Genomic DNA, 18,657 nt, shown 5'->3' on the forward strand with positions numbered 1-18,657 from the left:
TGACTGGAGGTCAGAAAATGAACATCAAGAGCCTTCTTCTCGGCTCCGCTGCGGCACTGATCGCAGTTTCCGGTGCGCGCGCCGCCGACGCCGTCGTCGTCGCCGAGCCGGAACCCGCTGAATACGTCAAGATCTGCGACGTCTACGGCGCTGGCTACTACTACATCCCCGGCACCGAAATCTGCCTGCGCATCGGCGGTTATGTCCGCTATGACATCGGCGTGGGCCAGGCTGGCTCGTTCGACGGCGCCAGGTATCAGGACCTGTTGGATGCCTTGAATGGTGAAGACAACGTCAACGACGGCTATTACAAGCAGGCTCGCTTCACGCTGAGGACCTACACCGGCCAGGAAACCGAGCTCGGCACCTTGAAGACCTACACCGAGACCCGCTTCAACTGGGGAACCGGTTATCACGGGGTCGATACCGACCTCGACCCGACCACCCCTGATCTGCAATTCTCCAGCTTTGGCAGCAGAGGCGTTTCGCTGAACTTCGCCTGGATCCAGCTTGGTGGTCTCCGCGTCGGTAAGGACGAAACAGCCTTCAACACGTTCACCGGCTACGCCGGCAACGTCATCCAGGATACGATCGTTCCCTACGGCGGTTTCGACACCAACGTCGTCCAGTATTACTTCGATGCTGGCAACGGCTTCTCGGCCGTGGCTTCGTTGGAAACCGGTGAAGGCTTTATCCTCAACGACGCCAACACCGCGCTCCATCTCGGTCACGACTCGGTAGACAGCTACGTCCCGTATGTCGTCGGCGGCGTGAAGTACACGCAGGGCTGGGGCTCCATCAGCGGTGTTGTTGCCTATGACAGCAGCCTGGAAGAATGGGCCGGCAAAGTTCGCCTCGACGTGACGCCGATGCAGAACCTGTCGCTGTTCTTGATGGCCGGCTACGGCTCTGACGACAATCTCCCGCGCAACTTCTACAAGCAGTGGGGCGGTAACTGGGCAGTCTGGGGTGGTGGCACTTACACCATCAACGAGAAGACCTCGTTCAACCTCCAGGCGTCGTATGACGAAGCCAAGGAAGCTGGCGTTGCGGCCAATATCGCCTACGACATCGTTCCCGGCTTCACGATCACGGCCGAAGTGGACTGGGCTCATAACAGCCACCACATCGATAGCGACTCGCTGCCCGGCTATGAATACAACTGGACCGGCATCCCGGGCGACAAGAAAAACGCCGTTGGCGGTATGCTCCGCTTCCAGCGCTCGTTCTAAGGGCTGGACTTAAGGCAAGTGAAATCCAGCCCGGGCGCTTAAACGCCCGGGCTGTTTTGTTTTCGCGACTGGTAGCAAACAGAAGGAAAAGGGGGTTCGGTAGCTGAACAGGGTTGTGGAACGATGTCGTTGGGATCCGCCACTGGTGGATGAAATCGGCCGCAACGCTTAAAACTCTTGAAAGGGCACCGCCAAGCAGGTAGGTCTAGGCCTATCCACTCGGGGGTGTGGCGAATAATGACGAACGATGCGATTCAAGAGGGAGGAACCTCTGATCATTTTTCGATGTTTTCTTCTCAAACTGCAAAGATAAAATACAGCTACAACAAGATACGAGAAGTAAAGTCGCATAGGATCGGAGAACTTTTTTCAGCATACCGGGATATACTTTGGGATGACGGGCGGCATAAATACAATGTCAGCTCCTTCATCGGCGAGATAGACGAGATCCTCCTTGGGGAGCGTTTCAGCGCCTTTGACCAAAGCACCCTCGACAATCTTATCGGCACCTTGCGCCAGCGCGGCAACAGCAACGCAACCATCAACCGGAAGATGGCTGCCCTCAGCAAACTGCTGCGCAAGGCTCACAAGATGGGAGATATCCACAGCCTGCCCGAGTTCCGCCGCCAGAAGGAGCGGGCGGGACGGATTCGTTTCCTCGAAAGGGACGAGGAAGCCAGGCTGTTCGCCGCCATCAAGAGCCGCAGCGAGGACGCTTATCGGCTTTCCGTCTTTCTCGTCGACACCGGTTGCCGCCTCGGCGAAGCGCTGGGCTTGATCTGGAACGATATCCAGGAGCACCGCGTCAGTTTCTGGATCACCAAATCCGGCCGCAGCCGCACCATCCCGATGACCGAGCGGGTAAAAGAGGTGATCAAGCTGCCGGCCACCGAGGGCCGCCGGCCCAAAGGCCCGTTCACCAAGCTCAGCCAGGCGCAGTTTCGCGCCATCTGGAACGATGCCAAGGCCGAAGTCGGGCTTGGCGCCGACGATCAGGTCGTGCCGCATATATTGCGCCATACTTGCGCCTCGCGTCTCGTCCAGGGCGGCATCGACATCAGGCGCGTGCAGATGTGGCTCGGTCACCAGACGCTGTCGATGACCATGCGCTACGCCCATCTGGCCACCAACGATCTCGACGGCTGCGTCACTGTGCTGGAGACGCCGCGGTGCAGTGGCGCGGACAGTGGCGGCGCAAGCGCTTTGTCTGCTCCACCTCCGGCAAGGCGAGGGCCAAAAGGCGAGCCGGCCGCAAGCAACGCCCCAAAGCCAGCGAAGAGAAGCGCCAAATCCTGACGGATCTGACGTGAGATATCAGCGGCCGCTCAGGGTTGCGCTGCCCCTCATTGCCCTGCCGGGCATTTCTCCCCGTATAGCGACGGGGAGAAAGGCCCCTTGCGAAAGATTTCGCTAATCCCCAGCGTTGCAGACACCTCCCTTCTCCCCGTCGCGATACGGGGAGAAGGTGCCGGCCGGCGGATGAGGGGCAGCGCCGACATCGATAAAATTATTTCACCGCTAATTCCAACGGAACTATCAACGGCCGCCGGAATGCTTTGACCGACGCAAAACCTGCGCGTGAATTACTTCGCTCGGTCGAGCTTTACTTCTAACCACCCCGCTGCTCCGCCCGATCGAAAAAACCAGCGATCCTGCCCGGCAGGATCCCGGACTCCAAAAACGGTGCATGCCCCTGGCCGTCGGCGGTGATCGTCTCGATATCGGTATGGCGCGTCCGCATCTGCTCGAGCGTTTCGGCGGACAGCAGCTTCGAGTTGGCGCCGCGTATGACGAGCATCGGGATGGCCGCCAGCGCGTCGAACTGTGGCCAAAGATCGGGCAGCGGCCGGCTGGGATCGAGCCCCGCCAGCGTCTCGACCAGTTTCGGATCGAAATCGGGCAAAAATCCCTCCTCTGTCTCGCGGCAGAGAGCTGACGCCATCCGCTCCCAATCCGCATCGGTCAGCGCCGCAAAATCCGCGCCATGGGTGCTGCGCAGGCCGCGGACCACCTCTGCGTACGTCTTCGGCCTGGGCGCGGGATCGAGATAGAAGCGGATATGGGCGAGACCTTGCGCCTCGATCACCGGGCCGATGTCGTTGAAGACGATGGCCTTCAGCACGGGCGGCCGCATCGCCCCGAGCACATGAATGATCAGTCCGCCGCGCGACGTCCCGATGAAGGCTGCCTCCTCGATGCTCAGCGCCGCCAACCCGGCAAGGATATCGCCCGCCTCGATGCCGATATTGTAATGGCCGATATCGGCATCGTAGGCAGACTGCCCGCGCCCGCGATAGTCGAAGGCGACGACGTTGCGCTTCGCCCGCGTCGACAGGAAAAGCGCCAATTCGTGAAAGTCACGGCAATTGCGGGTCAGGCCGGGCAGGCAAACGACTGGCCAGCGGCCGGAATTCGCTTCGCCGTAGATGCGGGCGTGCAGGGACAGCCCGTCCGGCGCGGCGTAGAAGAAATCGGAGAAGCCTTCGTCGTTTGGCATGTACACTCGATTCCGTGCTGCTGTCAGATCGTTGCGACTGCTACAGGCGAGGGCAGGGGCGGTCAAGTTGGGGCTCCTTCTCTGCTTGTGGGAGAAGGTGGATCGGCGCGTTAGCGCCGAGACGATTGGGGGTGTTGGACGGAGCGTTGTCGGAACCAAGCTGGAGCACCCCTCATCCGACCGAGCTTCGCTCGGCCACCTTCTCCCACAAGGAGAGAAGGAAAGGCTAACCCCGGCCGTTCACCAGATCTCCGACAATATCGTACTTGCCGGAGATACGCATCTTGTAGACCTCGTAATTCTCCATCACGCGCTGAACGTAACTTCTTGTTTCCGTATAGGGAATCCGCTCGATCCAGTCGACGACTGCGTCGACGTCCTTGCCGCGCGGGTCGCCGTATTTCGTCACCCACTGGGCGGCGCGGGCGGGGCCGGCATTATAGCCGGCGAAGGTCAGCACGTAGGAGCCGTCGAAGCGGCCGAGCTGCTCGCCGAGAAAGGCGGCGCCCAGCGTTGCATTGTAGCCGGCATCGGTGGTCAGCCGCGCCTGCGAGAAAGTCATGCCGGCCTTCTTCGCCAATTGCTTGGCCGTGCCTGGCATCAGCTGCAGCAGTCCGCGCGCGCCGGCGCTGGAGACGGCGCCGATGTTGAACTCGCTTTCCTGCCGGGCAATCGCATAGGCCAGCGCCTTGCCCGAGCCGGAGACGTTGGCGGTGTCGGGAATGACGCCGAGCGGATGCGACAGCGCGCCGACGTCGATGCCGCGGGCGCCGGCGATCTTGCCGACCTTCAGCGCCATGAAATGGTTGCCTTGTCTTTCCGCCAACACCGCAAGCAGCGCCAGTTCGCCGGGGCTGTTCAGCTGCCCGGCAAGGTCGCGGTAGAGGGTTTCGGCATAGCGGTCATAGCCTGCCTGCTGCAGCCGCTCGATGGCGCTGACCGCCTCGCGGGTGGCAAAATTCCGGCGGTCGGCGGCACTTGGCTGGGGGTAGACGATATTGAGGGTCTGCCGGCCGACACGCTCGCCGGCGAGCTGGCCGTAAAAGGTCGTGCCGTAGCTGGCGGCGCGGCTGAAAAAATCCTTGGCATTGCCGGGCCCGCCGACTTCGGCGGCACGGCCGAGCCAGTAATAGGCGCGCGACAGCGACATCGGCCCTTGGGCGAGCTCCGCGATTTGCGCAAAATGCTTGGCGGCGGTGCTCGGGTCGTTGAGGCCGCGCAACGCGTACCAGCCTGCATGGAATTCCGCCTCGGCGGCATTGGCGGGACTTTCGGCGGCATGCGCGGCGACTATTCTGTAGGCGGTCTTCATGTCGCCCTGGTCGACCAGCTCGCGCGACAGCACCCGGCGTTCGACCCACCAGGCGTCCGCATCGACCAGAGCGTCACGATCGCCCGGCGCCTTCATCACCAGCGCGGCCGCGTCGGAAAATTTCTGTTGCTTGCGCAGATATTCGGCTTCGGCAAAGAGATAGCCGACCGCCCGCTGCGCTGCCGGCACCGCCTTCAGCAGCTTGGCCGCGTTCTTGTCGCCCTTGCTGACCGCCGCCCAGGCGTCGGCCAATTGCTGGGCGCCGGCGAGACCGGCGACGCGTAGCGCCGAAGCGACCCGGTCGGCATAAAACATGCGCTCCATGCGGAAGCGATGGTCGGCGGCCGGGATCAGCGCGCCGAACTCGCGGATGACCGCCGCCTCGTCCCCGGCTTCGAGCTTTTCGGTGCGCCAGAATGGCGACAGCACCGAGCGCGCCGCCTTGGTATTGCCTAGCGCTACATAGGAGCGCGCAAGGATCACCACGCCCTCGAAGGTCAGCGGCTGGCTGCCGTCGAACGCCCGCACCACGACCTGTGGCGCGGGGTTCTCGCGATAGAGCGCGCGCTCGCTGTTCTTGCGCAAGGCGATCGTGCCCGGCCAGTTCGGCAGCATCTTCGCGGCATCGGCGATGTCGCCGCTCGGCACCTGGTCGCCGCCATAGAGCGCAATCGCCCAGGCAAGGATGTGCCGATCGAGCGATTTGGCCGGCAGCGCTTCGCGCACCTGGCGCGCGCGCTGAATGTCGTTTGCCGCAAGCGCATCGAGACCGCTCTTCAGCGCCGCGACGCTGGCGGATGGCGAAGGGGACTGCTGCAGTGCATCGTTCTGCGGCTCCGTCATCGGGATCGCCGACGTGACCTGCCCATCGACGCTGCCGCCGATCGCCGCGCCGGGGACAAGCACAACGATCGCGCCGAGAAGCGCGAAAAGATGAGGCCGCCTGGTCGGCATGGATTTGGTCATTTCCTATTCTTCGATGCTACCACTGGCACAGATGAACTGCAGCCTATTCGTCTGTGATGAAGGGCCCGTAAAGAAAACCTTATCGAGGTCGTTCGAATTGCAATTGCTGGCGCAATGCTTGCCGCGCAACAATGTCGAGACTATGGTGCGCCGCTTCGCTTTCGGCTAGAAGGCGCGCACGACAAACACCTACAGCGCCGCGGGTCTTCTCAGACGCGCAAAGGACGTTGTAGCAATTTAAATTTGGCGCATAACCCTTTCCGAAATCGACTGCGATTTTCGGGGTCATGTGCTAGTCCCAAGGAGTTGGACGACATGCTAAGAGGCTCGCTGACCGCGCTCGTCACACCGTTCGAAAAGAGCGGCCGTTTCGACGAGAAAGCCTTTCGCGCGTTCATCACCTGGCAGATCGCCGAAGGCACGACGGGCGTGGTCCCGGTCGGCACCACCGGCGAGTCGCCGACGCTGTCGCATGACGAGCACCGCCAAGTCGTCAAGGTTTGCATCGAGGTCGCCAAGGGCCGGGTTCCGGTCGTCGCCGGCGCCGGCTCCAACAACACCGAAGAGGCGGTCGGCCTAGTCCAGTATGCCGAGAAGGCGGGCGCCGACGCGGCCCTTGTCGTCACGCCCTATTACAACAGACCGACACAGCGCGGCCTCTATGCGCATTTCGCCGCCGTCGCCAAGGCAACCAGTCTGCCGATCATCATCTACAACATTCCGCCGCGCTCGGTGGTCGACATGAGCCCCGAGACGATGGGCCAGTTGGTGCATGACTTCAAGAACATCGTCGGCGTCAAGGATGCCACCGGCAAGGTCGAGCGGGTTTCGGAGCAGCGCGCCACCTGTGGCAAGGATTTCATCCAGCTCTCCGGCGAAGACGCCTCGGCGCTCGGCTTCAACGCGCATGGCGGCGTCGGCTGTATTTCGGTGACGGCAAATGTCGCACCCAGGCTTTGCGCTGAATTCCAGGAGGCAACGCTTTCCGGCGACAGCGCCAAGGCGCTCGACCTGCAGGACCGTCTGTTGCCGCTGCACAAGGCGATTTTCATGGAGCCCGGCGTTTCCGGCGCGAAATATGCGCTGTCGAAGCTGGGCAAGGTCGAGAACGTGCTGCGCTCGCCGCTAATGACGGTCGAGCCGTCGACCGCCGAGAAGATCGACGCGGCGATGAAGCACGCCGGCTTGATAAACTAGGGATGAGGCGCCACTTCTCCGCATCATGAATCAAGTCAGAAAAGCCGATCCCAACAACAAGACCGTTGCGGAAAACCGCAAGGCGCGGTTTTCCTATGAGGTGCTCGACACGATCGAGGCCGGCTTGGTGCTGACCGGTACGGAAGTGAAATCGCTGCGCCAGGGCCAGGCCAATATCCAGGACAGCTACGCCTCGGTCGAGGGCGGCGAGATCTGGCTGATCAACTCCTATTTGCCGGAGTATCTGCAGGCCAACCGCTTCAACCATGAGCCGCGCCGCCGCCGCAAACTGCTGCTCAACAAGCGTGAGATGGCCAAGCTGGCGCAAAGCGTCGACCGCGAAGGCATGACGCTGGTGCCGCTGAAGATCTACTTCAACGACCAAGGCCGTGCCAAGCTGTTGCTCGCCGTTGGCCGCGGCAAGAAGCTGCACGACAAGCGCGAGACCGAAAAGCAGCGCGACTGGTCGCGCGAGAAGGGCCGGCTGCTGAAGGAGCGAGGGTGAGGCGCGGTCCGCGAGGCGGACGAAAAGCCAGCGATTTGGCTTTTCGAGCGACGAACGCCCGGAGCCATAGCGGCGGGCAGGGCGGACCAAAAGGGGTAGGTCTCGTTTGAAAAACCGGATCGTCTTATGGGGCGCGGCCGGTCTGCTCGTGGCCGGCCTCGTTCTGGCCGGCGGCTATACCTACTTCCAGACGTTTTCTCCGGACCGCGACAAATATCCGGTCAGGGGCATCGACGTCTCCCATCATCAGCGGCAGATCGACTGGCGCCGTGTTGCCGCCGACGATGTCGCCTTCGCCGTGATCAAGGCGACGGAAGGCGGCGATCATGTCGACGATGCCTTCGCCGCCAATTTGCGCGCGGCCCGCGCCGCCGGTCTTGCCGTCGGTGCCTATCATTTCTTCACCTTCTGCAGACCGGGTGCGGATCAGGCACGCAACTTCATCTCGGTGGTGCCGCACGATCAGCCTTTGCTGCCGCCGGTGGTAGACATCGAGTTCGGCGGCAATTGCCCGCAGCGGCCAACTCCCGAACAGCTGAGCGCCGAACTCTCCGCCTTCCTCGGCCCGGTGGAGGCGGCGTTCGGCAAGACGGCGATCCTCTATGTGACCGACGAGGCGGCGCAAGCCTATGCCGGGCAGCTAGCCGGCCGCCCGCGCTGGCTGCGTTCGCTGGCGCTGCGGCCGGGCCATGACGATTGGATCTACTGGCAGTACCACAACCGGGGCCGCGTCGACGGCATCAGCGGCGACGTCGACTTGAATGTTCTCCAGGGCGGACCTGCGACGCTGGCCGCATTGTTTGCCGCAGCGCCTGAAGCGACAGCGTCGGATTGATGCTATTCCTGTCCACCAAAACACCCTCGATGGCACGAAGACAGAGCGACGATGCGTTCCCCTTGTGGCTATTCATATCGCAGGCGGCGCCGTGCTAAGTACATTTTGATGCCGGAGCGACCTTCATCAACCAATGACAGCAACGCCCCGCCTGCTGCGATGGACGGCGGCGACCCCCGCCTGGCATTTGTCTATGCGGAGGCGGTGCGTGGCCTCCAGCACCAGCAGGGCGTGGTTGAAAGTCTCAATACGCGCGCCGGCAATCTGATCTTCGCAACCGCGTTCGCGAGTTCTCTCCTCGGAGGCAGGGCGCTCCTGGATGGCGTGGGGCCTTGGGACTGGCTGGCGCTGATATTGCTTTTTCTTATCGGGCTGCTGGTCGCGATTATGGTGTGGCCGTATTATAACTATACGTTCCGTTTCGATCCAGAGAAGCTGCTCCAGGACTTCGTCGATCAGCACCCTCCCGCAACCCTGGACGGGATGCACCGAGCGCTTGCGCTGCGCATCAAATCCGACATGGCCAGCAATTGGCGGATCATCCAACGCCTGCGTGTCGCGCTGCAGCTTGCACTGTTTCTGTGGTTGCTGGATCTCCTGGCCTGGTTGTTCGCGATCGCCCGAATCTAGGGCTCGTGCCCTGGCGGGCGTCGTCCGACTCTATGTCTTCAGAAAAGCTTCTATCTGACTGAAGACGTTGACGAACATCGCTTCCGTCAACACGCCGGTATTGGTGTTGTAGCGCGAGCAATGATAGCTGGAAAACAGCGTGATGCCATTGGCCTGCTGCTGCCCACCATGCCGGAACGGATAGGCGGCAACGCGTTGGCCGAGCGCCCGCACGGTCGACTGGTGCGCGATCGAGCCAAGCGCCAGCACAGCGCGCAGATTTGGAAATCGCGCGATCGTCGGCACCAGGAACGTCCGGCAGGTCGCTATCTCGGCGCCAACCGGCTTGTTGTCCGGCGGCACGCAGCGCACCGCATTGGTAATCGCCGTACCGACAAGCTCCAGCCCGTCATCCGGTCGCGCTTTGAATTCGCCGCGCGCAAAGCCGTGCGCGATCAGCGTGTTGTAGAGCAGGTCGCCGGCAAAATCGCCGGTGAAGGGGCGCCCCGTCCGGTTTGCCCCGCGCAGGCCCGGCGCCAGCCCGACGATCAGCAGACGCACTGCATCCTCGCCTTCCGGCGGCAAAAAGGTCGGCACCGGCGCGTTGAACCAGGACGGCTCGCGCCGCCGCCACTCGGCGATGAAGTCGTGCAACCGCGGGCAGAGCGGGCAATCGCGATCGGGTTCGGGGGAGACGACCAGGGGCTCGGTCAAGGCAACGACCGTCAATAGTCTTCCTCGTCGACTTCGGCCGGTTCGGGCCGGCGCACCGGCCGCTCCGACGGATCGCGGCCGACTTCATTCTTGAGCGTCATCAAGTCGATGAAATGATCGGCCTGGCGGCGCAGATCGTCGGAGATCATCGGCGGCTGCGAAGCCATGGTCGAGACGATCGACACCTTGCGCCCGCGCCGCTGCAGCGCCTCGACCAGCGTGCGGAAATCGCCGTCGCCCGAAAAGATGACATAATGGTCGACGACATCGGCAAGCTCGAGCGCATCGACGGTCAGCTCGATATCCATATTGCCCTTAATCTTGCGTCGGCCGGTCGAGTCGGTGAATTCCTTGGCCGGTTTGGTCACCACCTTGAAACCGTTATAGTCGAGCCAGTCGATCAGCGGCCGTATCGAGGAGTATTCCTGATCCTCGACCAGCGCGGTGTAGTAATAAGCGCGCAGCAGATAGCCGCGTTTCTGGAAGCTCGCCAGAAGTTTGCGGTAATCGATGTCAAAGCCCAGCGCGCGCGAGGTGGCGTAGAGATTGGCACCGTCGATAAAGAGAGCGATTTTTTCACGAGGATCGAACATGGAAAATGTCCTTTTTCGAAATAAGCGGTCGTCTAAATGCGTGGCGACTATCGGCCGGTCTGATAATAGACCTGTTGGCCTTCATCGTTCGAGATAACGCCAGTTTTACGGCAATCCAAGGCACCATGCCGCACCGCAAGCAATTGTGATCGGCGCTGTGTCGCCGCAGGCGGCCCGCGTCAGAGCTGCGCACCGCCATAAAAGCTTGTATTTTGGCGGCGTTCGGGTTATGGACCGCGCCTGTTTTCCATCAAATCCAGGCATGAAAGGGGCAACTCATGGCCCGCGTAACCGTTGAAGATTGCATCGACAAGGTCGACAACCGCTTCGAGCTGGTGCTCTTGGCCGGCCACCGCGCCCGTCAGATCAGCCAGGGCGCGCAGATCACCGTACCGCGCGACAACGACAAGAACCCGGTCGTTGCGCTCCGCGAAATCGCCGAAGAGACGCTGTCGCCGGACGATCTCAAGGAAGATCTCATCCATTCGCTGCAGAAGCATGTCGAGGTCGATGAGCCGGAAGCCGACGGCGAGGCGATTGCCGACCAGACTGGCAGCGCCGTTGCAGCCACCGATGCCGACGACGCCGAGGATAACGTCACCTTCGATCGCATGACCGAAGAAGACCTGTTGGCCGGCATCGAAGGCCTGGTGCCGCCGGAAAAAAGCGACGATTATTGATATTAGCGACAACTGCCGACACTTTCGCGTCGGCAGTTTCGTGGCTATCTATGACATGCGCCGTACGCCAGTGCGGCGCATGATTCATTTCAGCATTGCGAGATCCCGCCCATGATGCGTCAGTATGAGCTTGTCGAGCGCGTGCAGCGCTACAAGCCTGACGTCAACGAGGCGCTGCTCAACAAGGCCTATGTTTACGCCATGCAGAAGCATGGCCACCAGAAACGCGCCTCCGGCGACCCGTATTTCTCGCATCCGCTCGAAGTCGCCGCCATCCTCACCGAAATGCACATGGACGAGGCGACGATCGCCGTTGCCTTGCTGCACGACACGATCGAGGACACCACGGCGACCAGGGCCGAGATCGACGAATTGTTCGGCCCGGAAATGGGCAAGCTGGTCGAGGGCCTGACCAAGCTGAAGAAGCTCGACCTCGTCTCGAAGAAGGCCGAGCAGGCGGAGAACCTGCGCAAGCTGTTGCTGGCGATCTCGGAAGACGTGCGCGTGCTTCTGGTCAAGCTCGCCGACCGCCTGCACAATATGCGCACGCTCGACCACGTGCCGGAAGCCAAGCGCCTGCGCATCGCCGAAGAGACGATGGACATCTACGCGCCGCTGGCCGGCCGCATGGGCATGCAAGGCATGCGCGAGGAGCTGGAGGAGATTGCCTTCCGCTTCATCAATCCGGAAGCCTACCGCGCCGTCACCGCACGGCTGGCCGAAATCTTCGAGCGCAACAAGGGCGTGCTGTCGGAGATCGAGAAGGCGCTCTCCGCGCTGTTCGACAAATATTCGATCAAGGCCGAGGTCAAGAGCCGGCAGAAGAAGCCGTGGTCGGTGTTCCGCAAGATGGAAGCCAAGGCGTTGTCCTTCGAGCAGCTGTCCGACATCTTCGGCTTTCGCGTCGTCGTCGATACCGTCGAGGACTGCTACCGGGCGCTCGGCGCCATCCACACCACCTGGTCGATGGTGCCCGGCCGCTTCAAGGACTACATCTCCACGCCGAAGCAGAACGACTACCGCTCGATCCACACCACCATCGTCGGCCCGTCGCGCCAGCGCGTCGAATTGCAGATCCGCACCTATCAAATGAACAAGATCGCCGAATACGGCGTCGCCGCTCATTCGATCTATAAGGATACCGGTGGCAAGATGAATGGTGCCGCCCATGCGATCTCGAAGGAAACCAATGCCTATGCCTGGCTGCGGCGCACCATCGAGCAGCTTGCCGAAGGCGACAATCCCGAGGACTTCCTCGAAAACACCAAGCTGGAACTGTTTCAGGACCAGGTATTCTGCTTCACGCCGAAGGGCATGCTGATCGCGCTGCCGCGCGGCGCCACGCCGATCGACTTTGCCTATGCCGTCCACACCGACGTCGGCGACACTTGCGTCGGTGCCAAGGTCAATGGCCGCATCATGCCGCTGATGACGGAGCTGAAGAACGGCGACGAGGTCGAGATCATCCGCTCGAAGGCGCAGGTCCCGCCGGCGGCGTGGGAATCGGTGGTCGTTACCGGCAAGGCACGCTCGGCCATCCGCCGCGCCACCAAGAACGCCATTCGCAAGCAATATTCAGGTCTCGGTATCCGCATTCTGGAGCGCGCCTTCGAACGGTCCGGCAAGACCTTCACCAAGGAAAGCCTGAAGCCGGTGCTGCACCGGCTGGCGCGCAAGGACATCGAGGATGTGCTGGCCGCGGTCGGCCGAGGCGAAGTTGCCTCCACCGATGTCATGAAGGCGGTGTTTCCCGACTACAAGGACGAGCGTGTCACGCTGGTCGCGCCCAAGCAGCGCGAGGAGGGCTGGTCGAAGATCCGCAACGCCGCCGGCATGCTGTTCCAGATTCCGGGCCGCGCCGCACGCAAGGACAAGAACCAGCCGCGCGACGACGCGGTGCCGATCCGCGGTGTGCGCGGCGATCTGCCGGTGCGCTTCGCGCCGGAAGGGGCGGTGCCTGGCGATCGCATCGTCGGCATCGTGCAGCCAGGAACCGGTATCACCATCTATCCGATCCAGTCGCCGGCGCTGCAGGCCTTTGACGACCAGCCCGAGCGCTGGATCGACGTGCGCTGGGACATTGACGAGCGCACCAAGGAGCGGTTCCCGGCGCGCGTCTCGGTCACCGCCATCAACGCGCCGGGTTCGCTGGCTGATATTGCACAGGTCGTCGCATCCAACGACGCCAATATCCACACTTTGTCGATGGTGCGCACCGCGCCCGATTTCACCGAAATGCTCATCGATCTCGAAGTGTGGGACCTCAAGCACTTGAACCGGCTGCTGTCGCAGCTAAAGGACAATTCGAGCGTCAGTGACGCAAGGCGCGTGAATGGGTGAATAGTGAATAGAAGAGGGTGCTCTCACTACCATTCACCATTCACCATGGACATGGAGTGAACGATGAACACCGATGAAGTGCTGGGTATTTTCCGCGAGGCCGGCGCCGTTCTCGAAGGGCATTTCATCCTGACGTCGGGCCTGCGCAGCCCGGTCTTTCTGCAGAAAGCGCGTGTTTTCATGCATGCCGACAAGACCGAGCGATTGTGCAAGGCGCTCGCCGAAAAGATCCGCACTGACGTACCCGGCAGGATCGACTACGTCGTCGGCCCGGCGATCGGCGGGCTGATCCCGGCCTATGAGACCTCGCGCCATCTTGGTGCGCCGGCGATCTGGGTCGAGCGGGAAGGGGGCGAATTCAGACTGCGCCGTTTCGAGATCGCCAAGGGATCGCGCGCTGTCATTGTCGAGGACATCGTCACCACCGGCCTGTCGATCCGCGAGACCATCGACTGTCTGCGCGCACTTGGCGCCGATGTCGTTGCCGCTGCGTGCATCATCGACCGCTCGGCCGGCAAGACCGATGTCGGCGTGCCGCTGATCGCGCTCGCCGAATATGAAGTTCCGGCCTATCCGGCCGACAGGCTGCCGCCCGAGCTCGCCGCCATACCGGCGATCAAGCCGGGCAGCCGCAACATCTAATGCATGTCGCCCAAAGCTTGTCCTCGGGCTTGAACCGAGGATGTGCGGCGGTTTTGGGACAACGACATGCATAAAAACAAGTCAAGAGACGCTGCCGTGATTGCTGGCATCGATCATTTCGTGCTGACAGTTCGTTCGGTGGACGATACCTGCGCCTTCTATCAGCGCGTGCTTGGCTTCGAGCGCCTCGACGAGCCGGACCGACCAACGGCGCTGCTGTTTGGAACGCAGAAGATCAATGTGCATCAGGTCGGGCGTACCTTCGAGCCGAAGGCCAAGGCGCCGACGCCGGGCTCCGGAGATTTCTGCTTGATTGCTGCCCGGCCGCTCGCCGAGATATGTGCCAACCTCGCCGCCAATGGTGTGGTGATAGAGGTCGGCCCGGTCGAGCGTGTCGGCGCTCGGGGCGCGATGATGTCGGTCTATTTCCGCGATCCGGACGGCAACCTCGTCGAGGTCAGCGAATATCGATCCTAAGTGACGCTCCTTAAATTCGCCGCGATCATGCCCTGTTCAGAACGGCGATACCCAAGGCTGGCGCGACCGGCCACCGAGCGGATGCCCTCGGCCTCGTTGTTCTTCGGCCAGCGCATCGCTATATCAAAGCCGTAGTTGCTTTTCGGCGACCGCAGAGCGCAGCATAGGCTGTCGCGCCTGGCTGGAAAGGCCGGCGTGAAGCCATCGATGGAACTAGGAACAGGAACAGAGTGCTTTTTCGACGGCGCAAGCCTGATGGTTTTTTCGAGCGGGTGCGTACTTATTTGTGGCCGCGCCGCTCGTTCTCGCGCTCGCTGCGGTATTTCTCCAAACGCATCCTGCGGCTTAGGGCCACGCCGCATGCCGTGGCCGCCGGTGTTGCGGCGGGCGTATTCGCGTCGTTTTTCCCGCTTGGCTTTCACTTCATCATTGCTGCCATCCTGTGCTGGCTGATCGCCGGCAATCTGGTCGCGGCAGCACTCGGCACGGTCTTCGGCAACCCCCTGACCTTTCCGCTGCTATGGGCCGCCTCCTGGGAGGTCGGCAAGCTGATCCTGCATGAACACCTGCCGGCGCATGGCCCGCCCGCGCATCTCGGCGACATGCTGCATAATCTTTCCTTTGCGCAATTGTGGGGACCGGTGCTGAAGCCGATGACGATCGGCGCAATACCGCTCGGCCTGGTTTTCGGCCTGCTGTTTTACGGCATCACCCGCTGGGGCATGGTCACTTTCCACGAGCAGCGCCGCAAGCGGCTGGCCGAAAGAGCGGCAAAGGCTGGAAAAACCGGGCCGGAAGTTCCTGCCGAATGATTATCGGTATTGGCAGCGACCTCATCGACATCAGACGCATCGAGAAGTCGCTGGAACGCCATGGCCAACGCTTCATCCAGCGCATCTACACCGAGATCGAACAGGCGCGGTCCGAAAACCGCGCGGCGCGTGCGGCCTCCTACGCCAAGCGTTTCGCTGCCAAGGAAGCTTGCGCCAAGGCATTGGGCACCGGTATGGCGCAGGGTGTGTTCTGGCGCGACATGGGGGTCGTCAACCTGGCCAGCGGCAAGCCGACCATGGCGCTGACCAATGGGGCGGCAGCGCGGCTGGACGAAATTCTACCTGAAGGGCACCGCGCGGTGATCCACCTCACCATCACCGATGATTTTCCGCTCGCTCAAGCCTTTGTGATCATTGAAGCGTTGCCGGTCGAAGAAGCGCCACATTGATTGCATCTGACCACCGGCATGACGTTGCCCAGCGCGCGCCGAGACTCTATACCATCCAACGCACAATCGAGGACGACATGAGCGTGGCTGAAAAAACCCAGAAGAAATCCGGCGGACTTGGCGAAACCGTCAGCGTCATCGTCCAGGCCCTGCTGCTTGCGCTGGTCATCCGCACGCTCCTGTTCCAGCCGTTCTCGATCCCGTCCGGGTCGATGCGGCCGACTTTGCTCGAAGGCGACTATCTCTTCGTCACCAAGTGGTCCTACGGCTTCTCCCGCTATTCACTGCCGTTCGGGCCGAACATCTTTTCGGGCCGCATCTGGGGCTCAGAGCCGAAGCGCGGCGACGTGGTGGTGTTCAAGTTTCCGCCCGATCCTTCTGTCGATTATATCAAGCGCGTCGTCGGCCTGCCGGGCGACAAGATCCAGGTCAAGGATGGCCAGCTCTTCATCAATGACGTGGGCGTGCCGCGCGTCAAGGTCGGGCAGATCGACAACCGCGACATCACCGAGGAGAACGGGCCGGTCGATGTCTATCGCGAGACGCTGCCGAACGGCGTCAGCTACGACACGCTCGACCTGACGCAGGCTTCGATCGGCGACAATACCAAAGAGTTCAAGGTGCCGCCCGGTCACTATTTCATGATGGGCGACAATCGCGACAACTCGTCGGACAGCCGCTTCACCGTCGGCTTCGTGCCGGACGAGAATTTGGTCGGCCGCGCCAACCTCATTTTCTTCTCGATCGGCGGCAGCGCCAGCCCGCTCGAAATCTGGAAATGGCCGTCACTGATGCGCGCCTCGCGCCTGTTCCATTTCGTCAATTAGGGCCATGGCGGCGACGAAACGGCTGACCGCCGATGCGCTCGCCGAGGCGCTCAGGGAGCGCACCGGCCACAGTTTTGGCGACCATCAGCGCCTGCAGCGGGCGCTGACCCATGCCAGCGCTCGCGGCAGTCACGCCGGCGTCGACTACGAACGTTTCGAATTCCTGGGCGACCGCGTTCTCGGCCTTGTCGTTGCCGATATGCTGCTGGCGGCATTTCCCGACGCCGCCGAGGGTGAGCTGTCGCTGAGATTGAACGCTCTGGTCAACGCTGAAGCCCTGGCGGAAATTGCCGAGGAGATCGGCCTGCCGGAACTTATTCGCGCCGGTTCGGACGTACGCGGCCTCGACGGGCGCAAGCGCGTCAATCTGCGCGCCGATGCATTGGAATCGCTGATCGCCGTGCTCTATCTCGACGGAGGGTTGGAAGCGGCCCGTGCCTTCATCCACAGATACTGGCAGCCGCGCTCGCAAGCCATTGACGCCGCCCGTCGCGATGCGAAAACCGAACTGCAGGAATGGGCGCATCAGGCGGCAGGCGCAGTGCCGGTTTACATAATCGACAGCCGCGAGGGACCGGACCACGATCCGCTGTTCACCGTCAGTGTCAAGGTCGGCGCCTATCCGCCGGCGACCGGCAGCGGGCGCTCCAAGCGCGAGGCGGAGCAGGCTGCAGCCGCGGCACTTCTGCAGCGGGAAGGCGTCTGGCTCGATCAAGGGAGTGCCGCATGACCGCCACCGAAGCTCCGGCAACAGAAGCTCCCGCGACCCGCTCCGGCTTCGTCGCGCTGATCGGCGCGCCCAATGCGGGGAAATCGACGCTGGTCAACCAATTGGTCGGCGCCAAGGTGTCGATCGTGACGCACAAGGTGCAGACCACCCGCGCTATCGTGCGCGGCATTGCCACCCACAACAACGCGCAGATCGTCTTCGTCGACACGCCGGGCATATTCAAGCCGAAGCGCCGGCTGGACACCGCGATGGTGACCACAGCGTGGGGCGGTGCCAAGGACGCCGATATCGTGCTGCTCTTGATCGATGCCGAGCGCGGCATCCGGGGCGATGCCGACGCCATCCTCGAGCGGCTGAAGGATGTCCGGCAGCCGATGGTGTTGATCCTCAACAAGGTCGATCGGGTCAAGCACGAGACGTTGCTGGCATTGTCGGCGGCAGCCAACGAAAGGGTGCCGTTCAAGCGCACCTTCATGGTTTCGGCGCTGACCGGGTCCGGCTGCAAGGACCTGCTCGACTATCTCGCCGAGACCTTGCCGGCCGGCCCCTGGTACTATCCGGAGGACCAGATCTCCGACCTGCCGATGCGCCAGCTCGCGGCCGAGATCACCCGCGAAAAGCTCTATCTCAGGCTGCATCAGGAACTGCCTTATTCCTCCCACATCGAGACCGAGAAATGGGAAGAGAAGAAGGACGGCTCGGTGCGCATCGACCAGACAATCTATGTCGAGCGTGACAGCCAGAAGAAGATCGTGCTCGGCCATAAGGGCGAGACGATCCGCGCCATCGGCCAGGCCGCGCGCATGGAAATCGCAGGCATACTCGAGCAGAAGGTGCACCTCTTCCTGTTCGTCAAGGTGCGCGAGAACTGGGGCGACGATCCCGAGCGCTACCGTGAAATGGGGCTCGAATTTCCGCACTGAGCCTGTTTGGGCGATCCGCAGAGCGGCCTGTTGGCCGCCTCAGGATTTTGAGAGGTCGCCGGGGTGCCCGATCGGTCGACTTGCATCTTGAACAGCCGCCGAATCATTCCGGAAGCCATGCGTCGACCACGTCGGTCGAGCCGTTTCTTATTGGCACCGGCGCGGCCCGAAATCCTGAGCGGGTTCTGAGAAATTTCCGATATTTCATGCAGAACCGGCCAGTTAGACCGGTTGGAGCACCTGCCGACACTGCGATCGTGCATGGTTCCCGTTCGTCGTCTCTCCGTCACACACTCTGCCTATAGGCTGTGCGAAAGACCCGCTTCCGAGCAAACCGGAACCGGCGGGCAAGCAGC

Annotated in this window: 19 protein-coding genes; 15 read left to right on the forward strand and 4 right to left on the reverse strand. The window is 62.2% G+C overall.

Features of this window, described 5'->3' with window-relative positions; all coding sequences use genetic code 11:
- Positions 1–17: 17 nt before the first annotated feature.
- Entirely contained in the window at positions 18–1,232 is a 1,215-nt protein-coding gene (locus NKI41_RS19060) for a porin (protein ID WP_352684529.1), read from the forward strand.
- Positions 1,233–1,469: 237 nt separating this feature from the next.
- Entirely contained in the window at positions 1,470–2,528 is a 1,059-nt protein-coding gene (locus NKI41_RS19065) for a tyrosine-type recombinase/integrase (RefSeq protein WP_502901221.1), read from the forward strand.
- A 313-nt stretch (positions 2,529–2,841) separates the two neighbouring features.
- Here NKI41_RS19065 and NKI41_RS19070 read toward each other — a convergent pair whose 3' ends face one another.
- Positions 2,842–3,729, reverse strand: coding sequence for an alpha/beta fold hydrolase (locus tag NKI41_RS19070; protein WP_352684531.1), 888 nt, complete (start codon positions 3,727–3,729; stop codon positions 2,842–2,844).
- A 226-nt stretch (positions 3,730–3,955) separates the two neighbouring features.
- Complete coding sequence (locus NKI41_RS19075; RefSeq protein WP_352684621.1) at positions 3,956–5,995, reverse strand: lytic transglycosylase domain-containing protein; 2,040 nt, start codon at positions 5,993–5,995, stop codon at positions 3,956–3,958.
- A 327-nt stretch (positions 5,996–6,322) separates the two neighbouring features.
- On the opposite strand from NKI41_RS19075, the gene dapA reads away from it, so the two are divergent.
- From dapA to NKI41_RS19095, 4 genes are all read left to right on the forward strand, one after another.
- On the forward strand, positions 6,323–7,204 hold the full coding sequence (gene dapA / locus NKI41_RS19080; RefSeq protein WP_352540767.1) for a 4-hydroxy-tetrahydrodipicolinate synthase: 882 nt from the start codon (positions 6,323–6,325) through the stop codon (positions 7,202–7,204).
- Between the two features lie 25 nt (positions 7,205–7,229).
- Positions 7,230–7,709, forward strand: a complete 480-nt coding sequence (gene smpB / locus NKI41_RS19085; RefSeq protein WP_023768487.1) for an SsrA-binding protein SmpB — start codon at positions 7,230–7,232, stop codon at positions 7,707–7,709.
- Between the two features lie 106 nt (positions 7,710–7,815).
- On the forward strand, positions 7,816–8,544 hold the full coding sequence (locus NKI41_RS19090; RefSeq protein ID WP_352684533.1) for a GH25 family lysozyme: 729 nt from the start codon (positions 7,816–7,818) through the stop codon (positions 8,542–8,544).
- 108 nt (positions 8,545–8,652) lie between these two features.
- Entirely contained in the window at positions 8,653–9,174 is a 522-nt protein-coding gene (locus NKI41_RS19095; RefSeq protein ID WP_352615918.1) for a hypothetical protein, read from the forward strand.
- Between the two features lie 30 nt (positions 9,175–9,204).
- On the opposite strand, the gene NKI41_RS19100 is transcribed toward NKI41_RS19095, so the two are convergent.
- Both NKI41_RS19100 and NKI41_RS19105 read right to left on the reverse strand, forming a co-directional pair.
- Positions 9,205–9,882: a uracil-DNA glycosylase gene (locus NKI41_RS19100; protein WP_352684536.1), complete on the reverse strand. Its 678-nt coding sequence runs from the start codon at positions 9,880–9,882 to the stop codon at positions 9,205–9,207.
- Positions 9,879–10,460, reverse strand: coding sequence for a LabA-like NYN domain-containing protein (locus NKI41_RS19105; protein ID WP_023677774.1), 582 nt, complete (start codon positions 10,458–10,460; stop codon positions 9,879–9,881). Before NKI41_RS19105 ends, NKI41_RS19100 begins: the two co-directional genes overlap by 4 nt.
- 278 nt (positions 10,461–10,738) lie before the next feature.
- Between NKI41_RS19105 and rpoZ the strand changes: the two genes are divergently transcribed.
- The 9 genes from rpoZ to era all read left to right on the forward strand — a co-directional run bounded on the left by rpoZ (position 10,739) and on the right by era (position 18,301).
- Complete coding sequence (gene rpoZ, locus NKI41_RS19110; protein WP_023677773.1) at positions 10,739–11,140, forward strand: DNA-directed RNA polymerase subunit omega; 402 nt, start codon at positions 10,739–10,741, stop codon at positions 11,138–11,140.
- A gap of 111 nt (positions 11,141–11,251) precedes the next feature.
- A complete protein-coding gene (locus tag NKI41_RS19115; RefSeq protein ID WP_352501814.1) occupies positions 11,252–13,480 on the forward strand; it encodes a RelA/SpoT family protein in 2,229 nt (742 codons plus the stop codon).
- Positions 13,481–13,543: 63 nt separating this feature from the next.
- Positions 13,544–14,122, forward strand: a complete 579-nt coding sequence (pyrE, locus tag NKI41_RS19120) for an orotate phosphoribosyltransferase (RefSeq protein WP_352684538.1) — start codon at positions 13,544–13,546, stop codon at positions 14,120–14,122.
- Between the two features lie 66 nt (positions 14,123–14,188).
- On the forward strand, positions 14,189–14,599 hold the full coding sequence (locus tag NKI41_RS19125) for a VOC family protein (protein WP_352684540.1): 411 nt from the start codon (positions 14,189–14,191) through the stop codon (positions 14,597–14,599).
- Positions 14,600–14,829: 230 nt separating this feature from the next.
- Positions 14,830–15,411, forward strand: coding sequence for a DUF2062 domain-containing protein (locus NKI41_RS19130; protein WP_023677769.1), 582 nt, complete (start codon positions 14,830–14,832; stop codon positions 15,409–15,411).
- Positions 15,408–15,821, forward strand: coding sequence for a holo-ACP synthase (gene acpS / locus NKI41_RS19135; protein ID WP_352467214.1), 414 nt, complete (start codon positions 15,408–15,410; stop codon positions 15,819–15,821). Before NKI41_RS19130 ends, acpS begins: the two co-directional genes overlap by 4 nt.
- A gap of 77 nt (positions 15,822–15,898) precedes the next feature.
- A complete protein-coding gene (gene lepB, locus NKI41_RS19140; protein ID WP_352471047.1) occupies positions 15,899–16,648 on the forward strand; it encodes a signal peptidase I in 750 nt (249 codons plus the stop codon).
- 4 nt (positions 16,649–16,652) lie between these two features.
- Positions 16,653–17,378, forward strand: a complete 726-nt coding sequence (gene rnc, locus NKI41_RS19145) for a ribonuclease III (protein WP_352471048.1) — start codon at positions 16,653–16,655, stop codon at positions 17,376–17,378.
- The gene (gene era, locus NKI41_RS19150; protein WP_023677765.1) at positions 17,375–18,301 is read left to right on the forward strand and encodes a GTPase Era; all 927 of its coding nucleotides are present in this window, start codon (positions 17,375–17,377) and stop codon (positions 18,299–18,301) included. The genes rnc and era overlap by 4 nt, the downstream gene beginning before the upstream one ends.
- Positions 18,302–18,657 lie beyond the last annotated feature (356 nt).

It is taken from the genome of Mesorhizobium sp. M0601 (assembly GCF_040320845.1).
Lineage (GTDB): Bacteria > Pseudomonadota > Alphaproteobacteria > Rhizobiales > Rhizobiaceae > Mesorhizobium.

Bases quoted from the DNA above. Each gene is read 5' to 3' on its own strand.
- rnc (WP_352471048.1), top strand. From the start codon at position 16,653: ATGGCGGCGACGAAACGGCTGACCGCCGATGCGCTCGCCGAGGCGCTC.
- pyrE (WP_352684538.1), top strand. From the start codon at position 13,544: ATGAACACCGATGAAGTGCTGGGTATTTTCCGCGAGGCCGGCGCCGTT.
- lepB (WP_352471047.1), top strand. From the start codon at position 15,899: ATGAGCGTGGCTGAAAAAACCCAGAAGAAATCCGGCGGACTTGGCGAA.
- NKI41_RS19060 (WP_352684529.1), top strand. From the start codon at position 18: ATGAACATCAAGAGCCTTCTTCTCGGCTCCGCTGCGGCACTGATCGCA.
- smpB (WP_023768487.1), top strand. From the start codon at position 7,230: ATGAATCAAGTCAGAAAAGCCGATCCCAACAACAAGACCGTTGCGGAA.
- NKI41_RS19105 (WP_023677774.1), bottom strand. From the start codon at position 10,460: ATGTTCGATCCTCGTGAAAAAATCGCTCTCTTTATCGACGGTGCCAAT.
- NKI41_RS19095 (WP_352615918.1), top strand. From the start codon at position 8,653: ATGCCGGAGCGACCTTCATCAACCAATGACAGCAACGCCCCGCCTGCT.
- acpS (WP_352467214.1), top strand. From the start codon at position 15,408: ATGATTATCGGTATTGGCAGCGACCTCATCGACATCAGACGCATCGAG.
- dapA (WP_352540767.1), top strand. From the start codon at position 6,323: ATGCTAAGAGGCTCGCTGACCGCGCTCGTCACACCGTTCGAAAAGAGC.
- NKI41_RS19115 (WP_352501814.1), top strand. From the start codon at position 11,252: ATGATGCGTCAGTATGAGCTTGTCGAGCGCGTGCAGCGCTACAAGCCT.
- NKI41_RS19065 (WP_502901221.1), top strand. From the start codon at position 1,470: ATGACGAACGATGCGATTCAAGAGGGAGGAACCTCTGATCATTTTTCG.
- NKI41_RS19070 (WP_352684531.1), bottom strand. From the start codon at position 3,729: ATGCCAAACGACGAAGGCTTCTCCGATTTCTTCTACGCCGCGCCGGAC.
- rpoZ (WP_023677773.1), top strand. From the start codon at position 10,739: ATGGCCCGCGTAACCGTTGAAGATTGCATCGACAAGGTCGACAACCGC.
- NKI41_RS19075 (WP_352684621.1), bottom strand. From the start codon at position 5,995: ATGCCGACCAGGCGGCCTCATCTTTTCGCGCTTCTCGGCGCGATCGTT.
- NKI41_RS19125 (WP_352684540.1), top strand. From the start codon at position 14,189: ATGCATAAAAACAAGTCAAGAGACGCTGCCGTGATTGCTGGCATCGAT.
- era (WP_023677765.1), top strand. From the start codon at position 17,375: ATGACCGCCACCGAAGCTCCGGCAACAGAAGCTCCCGCGACCCGCTCC.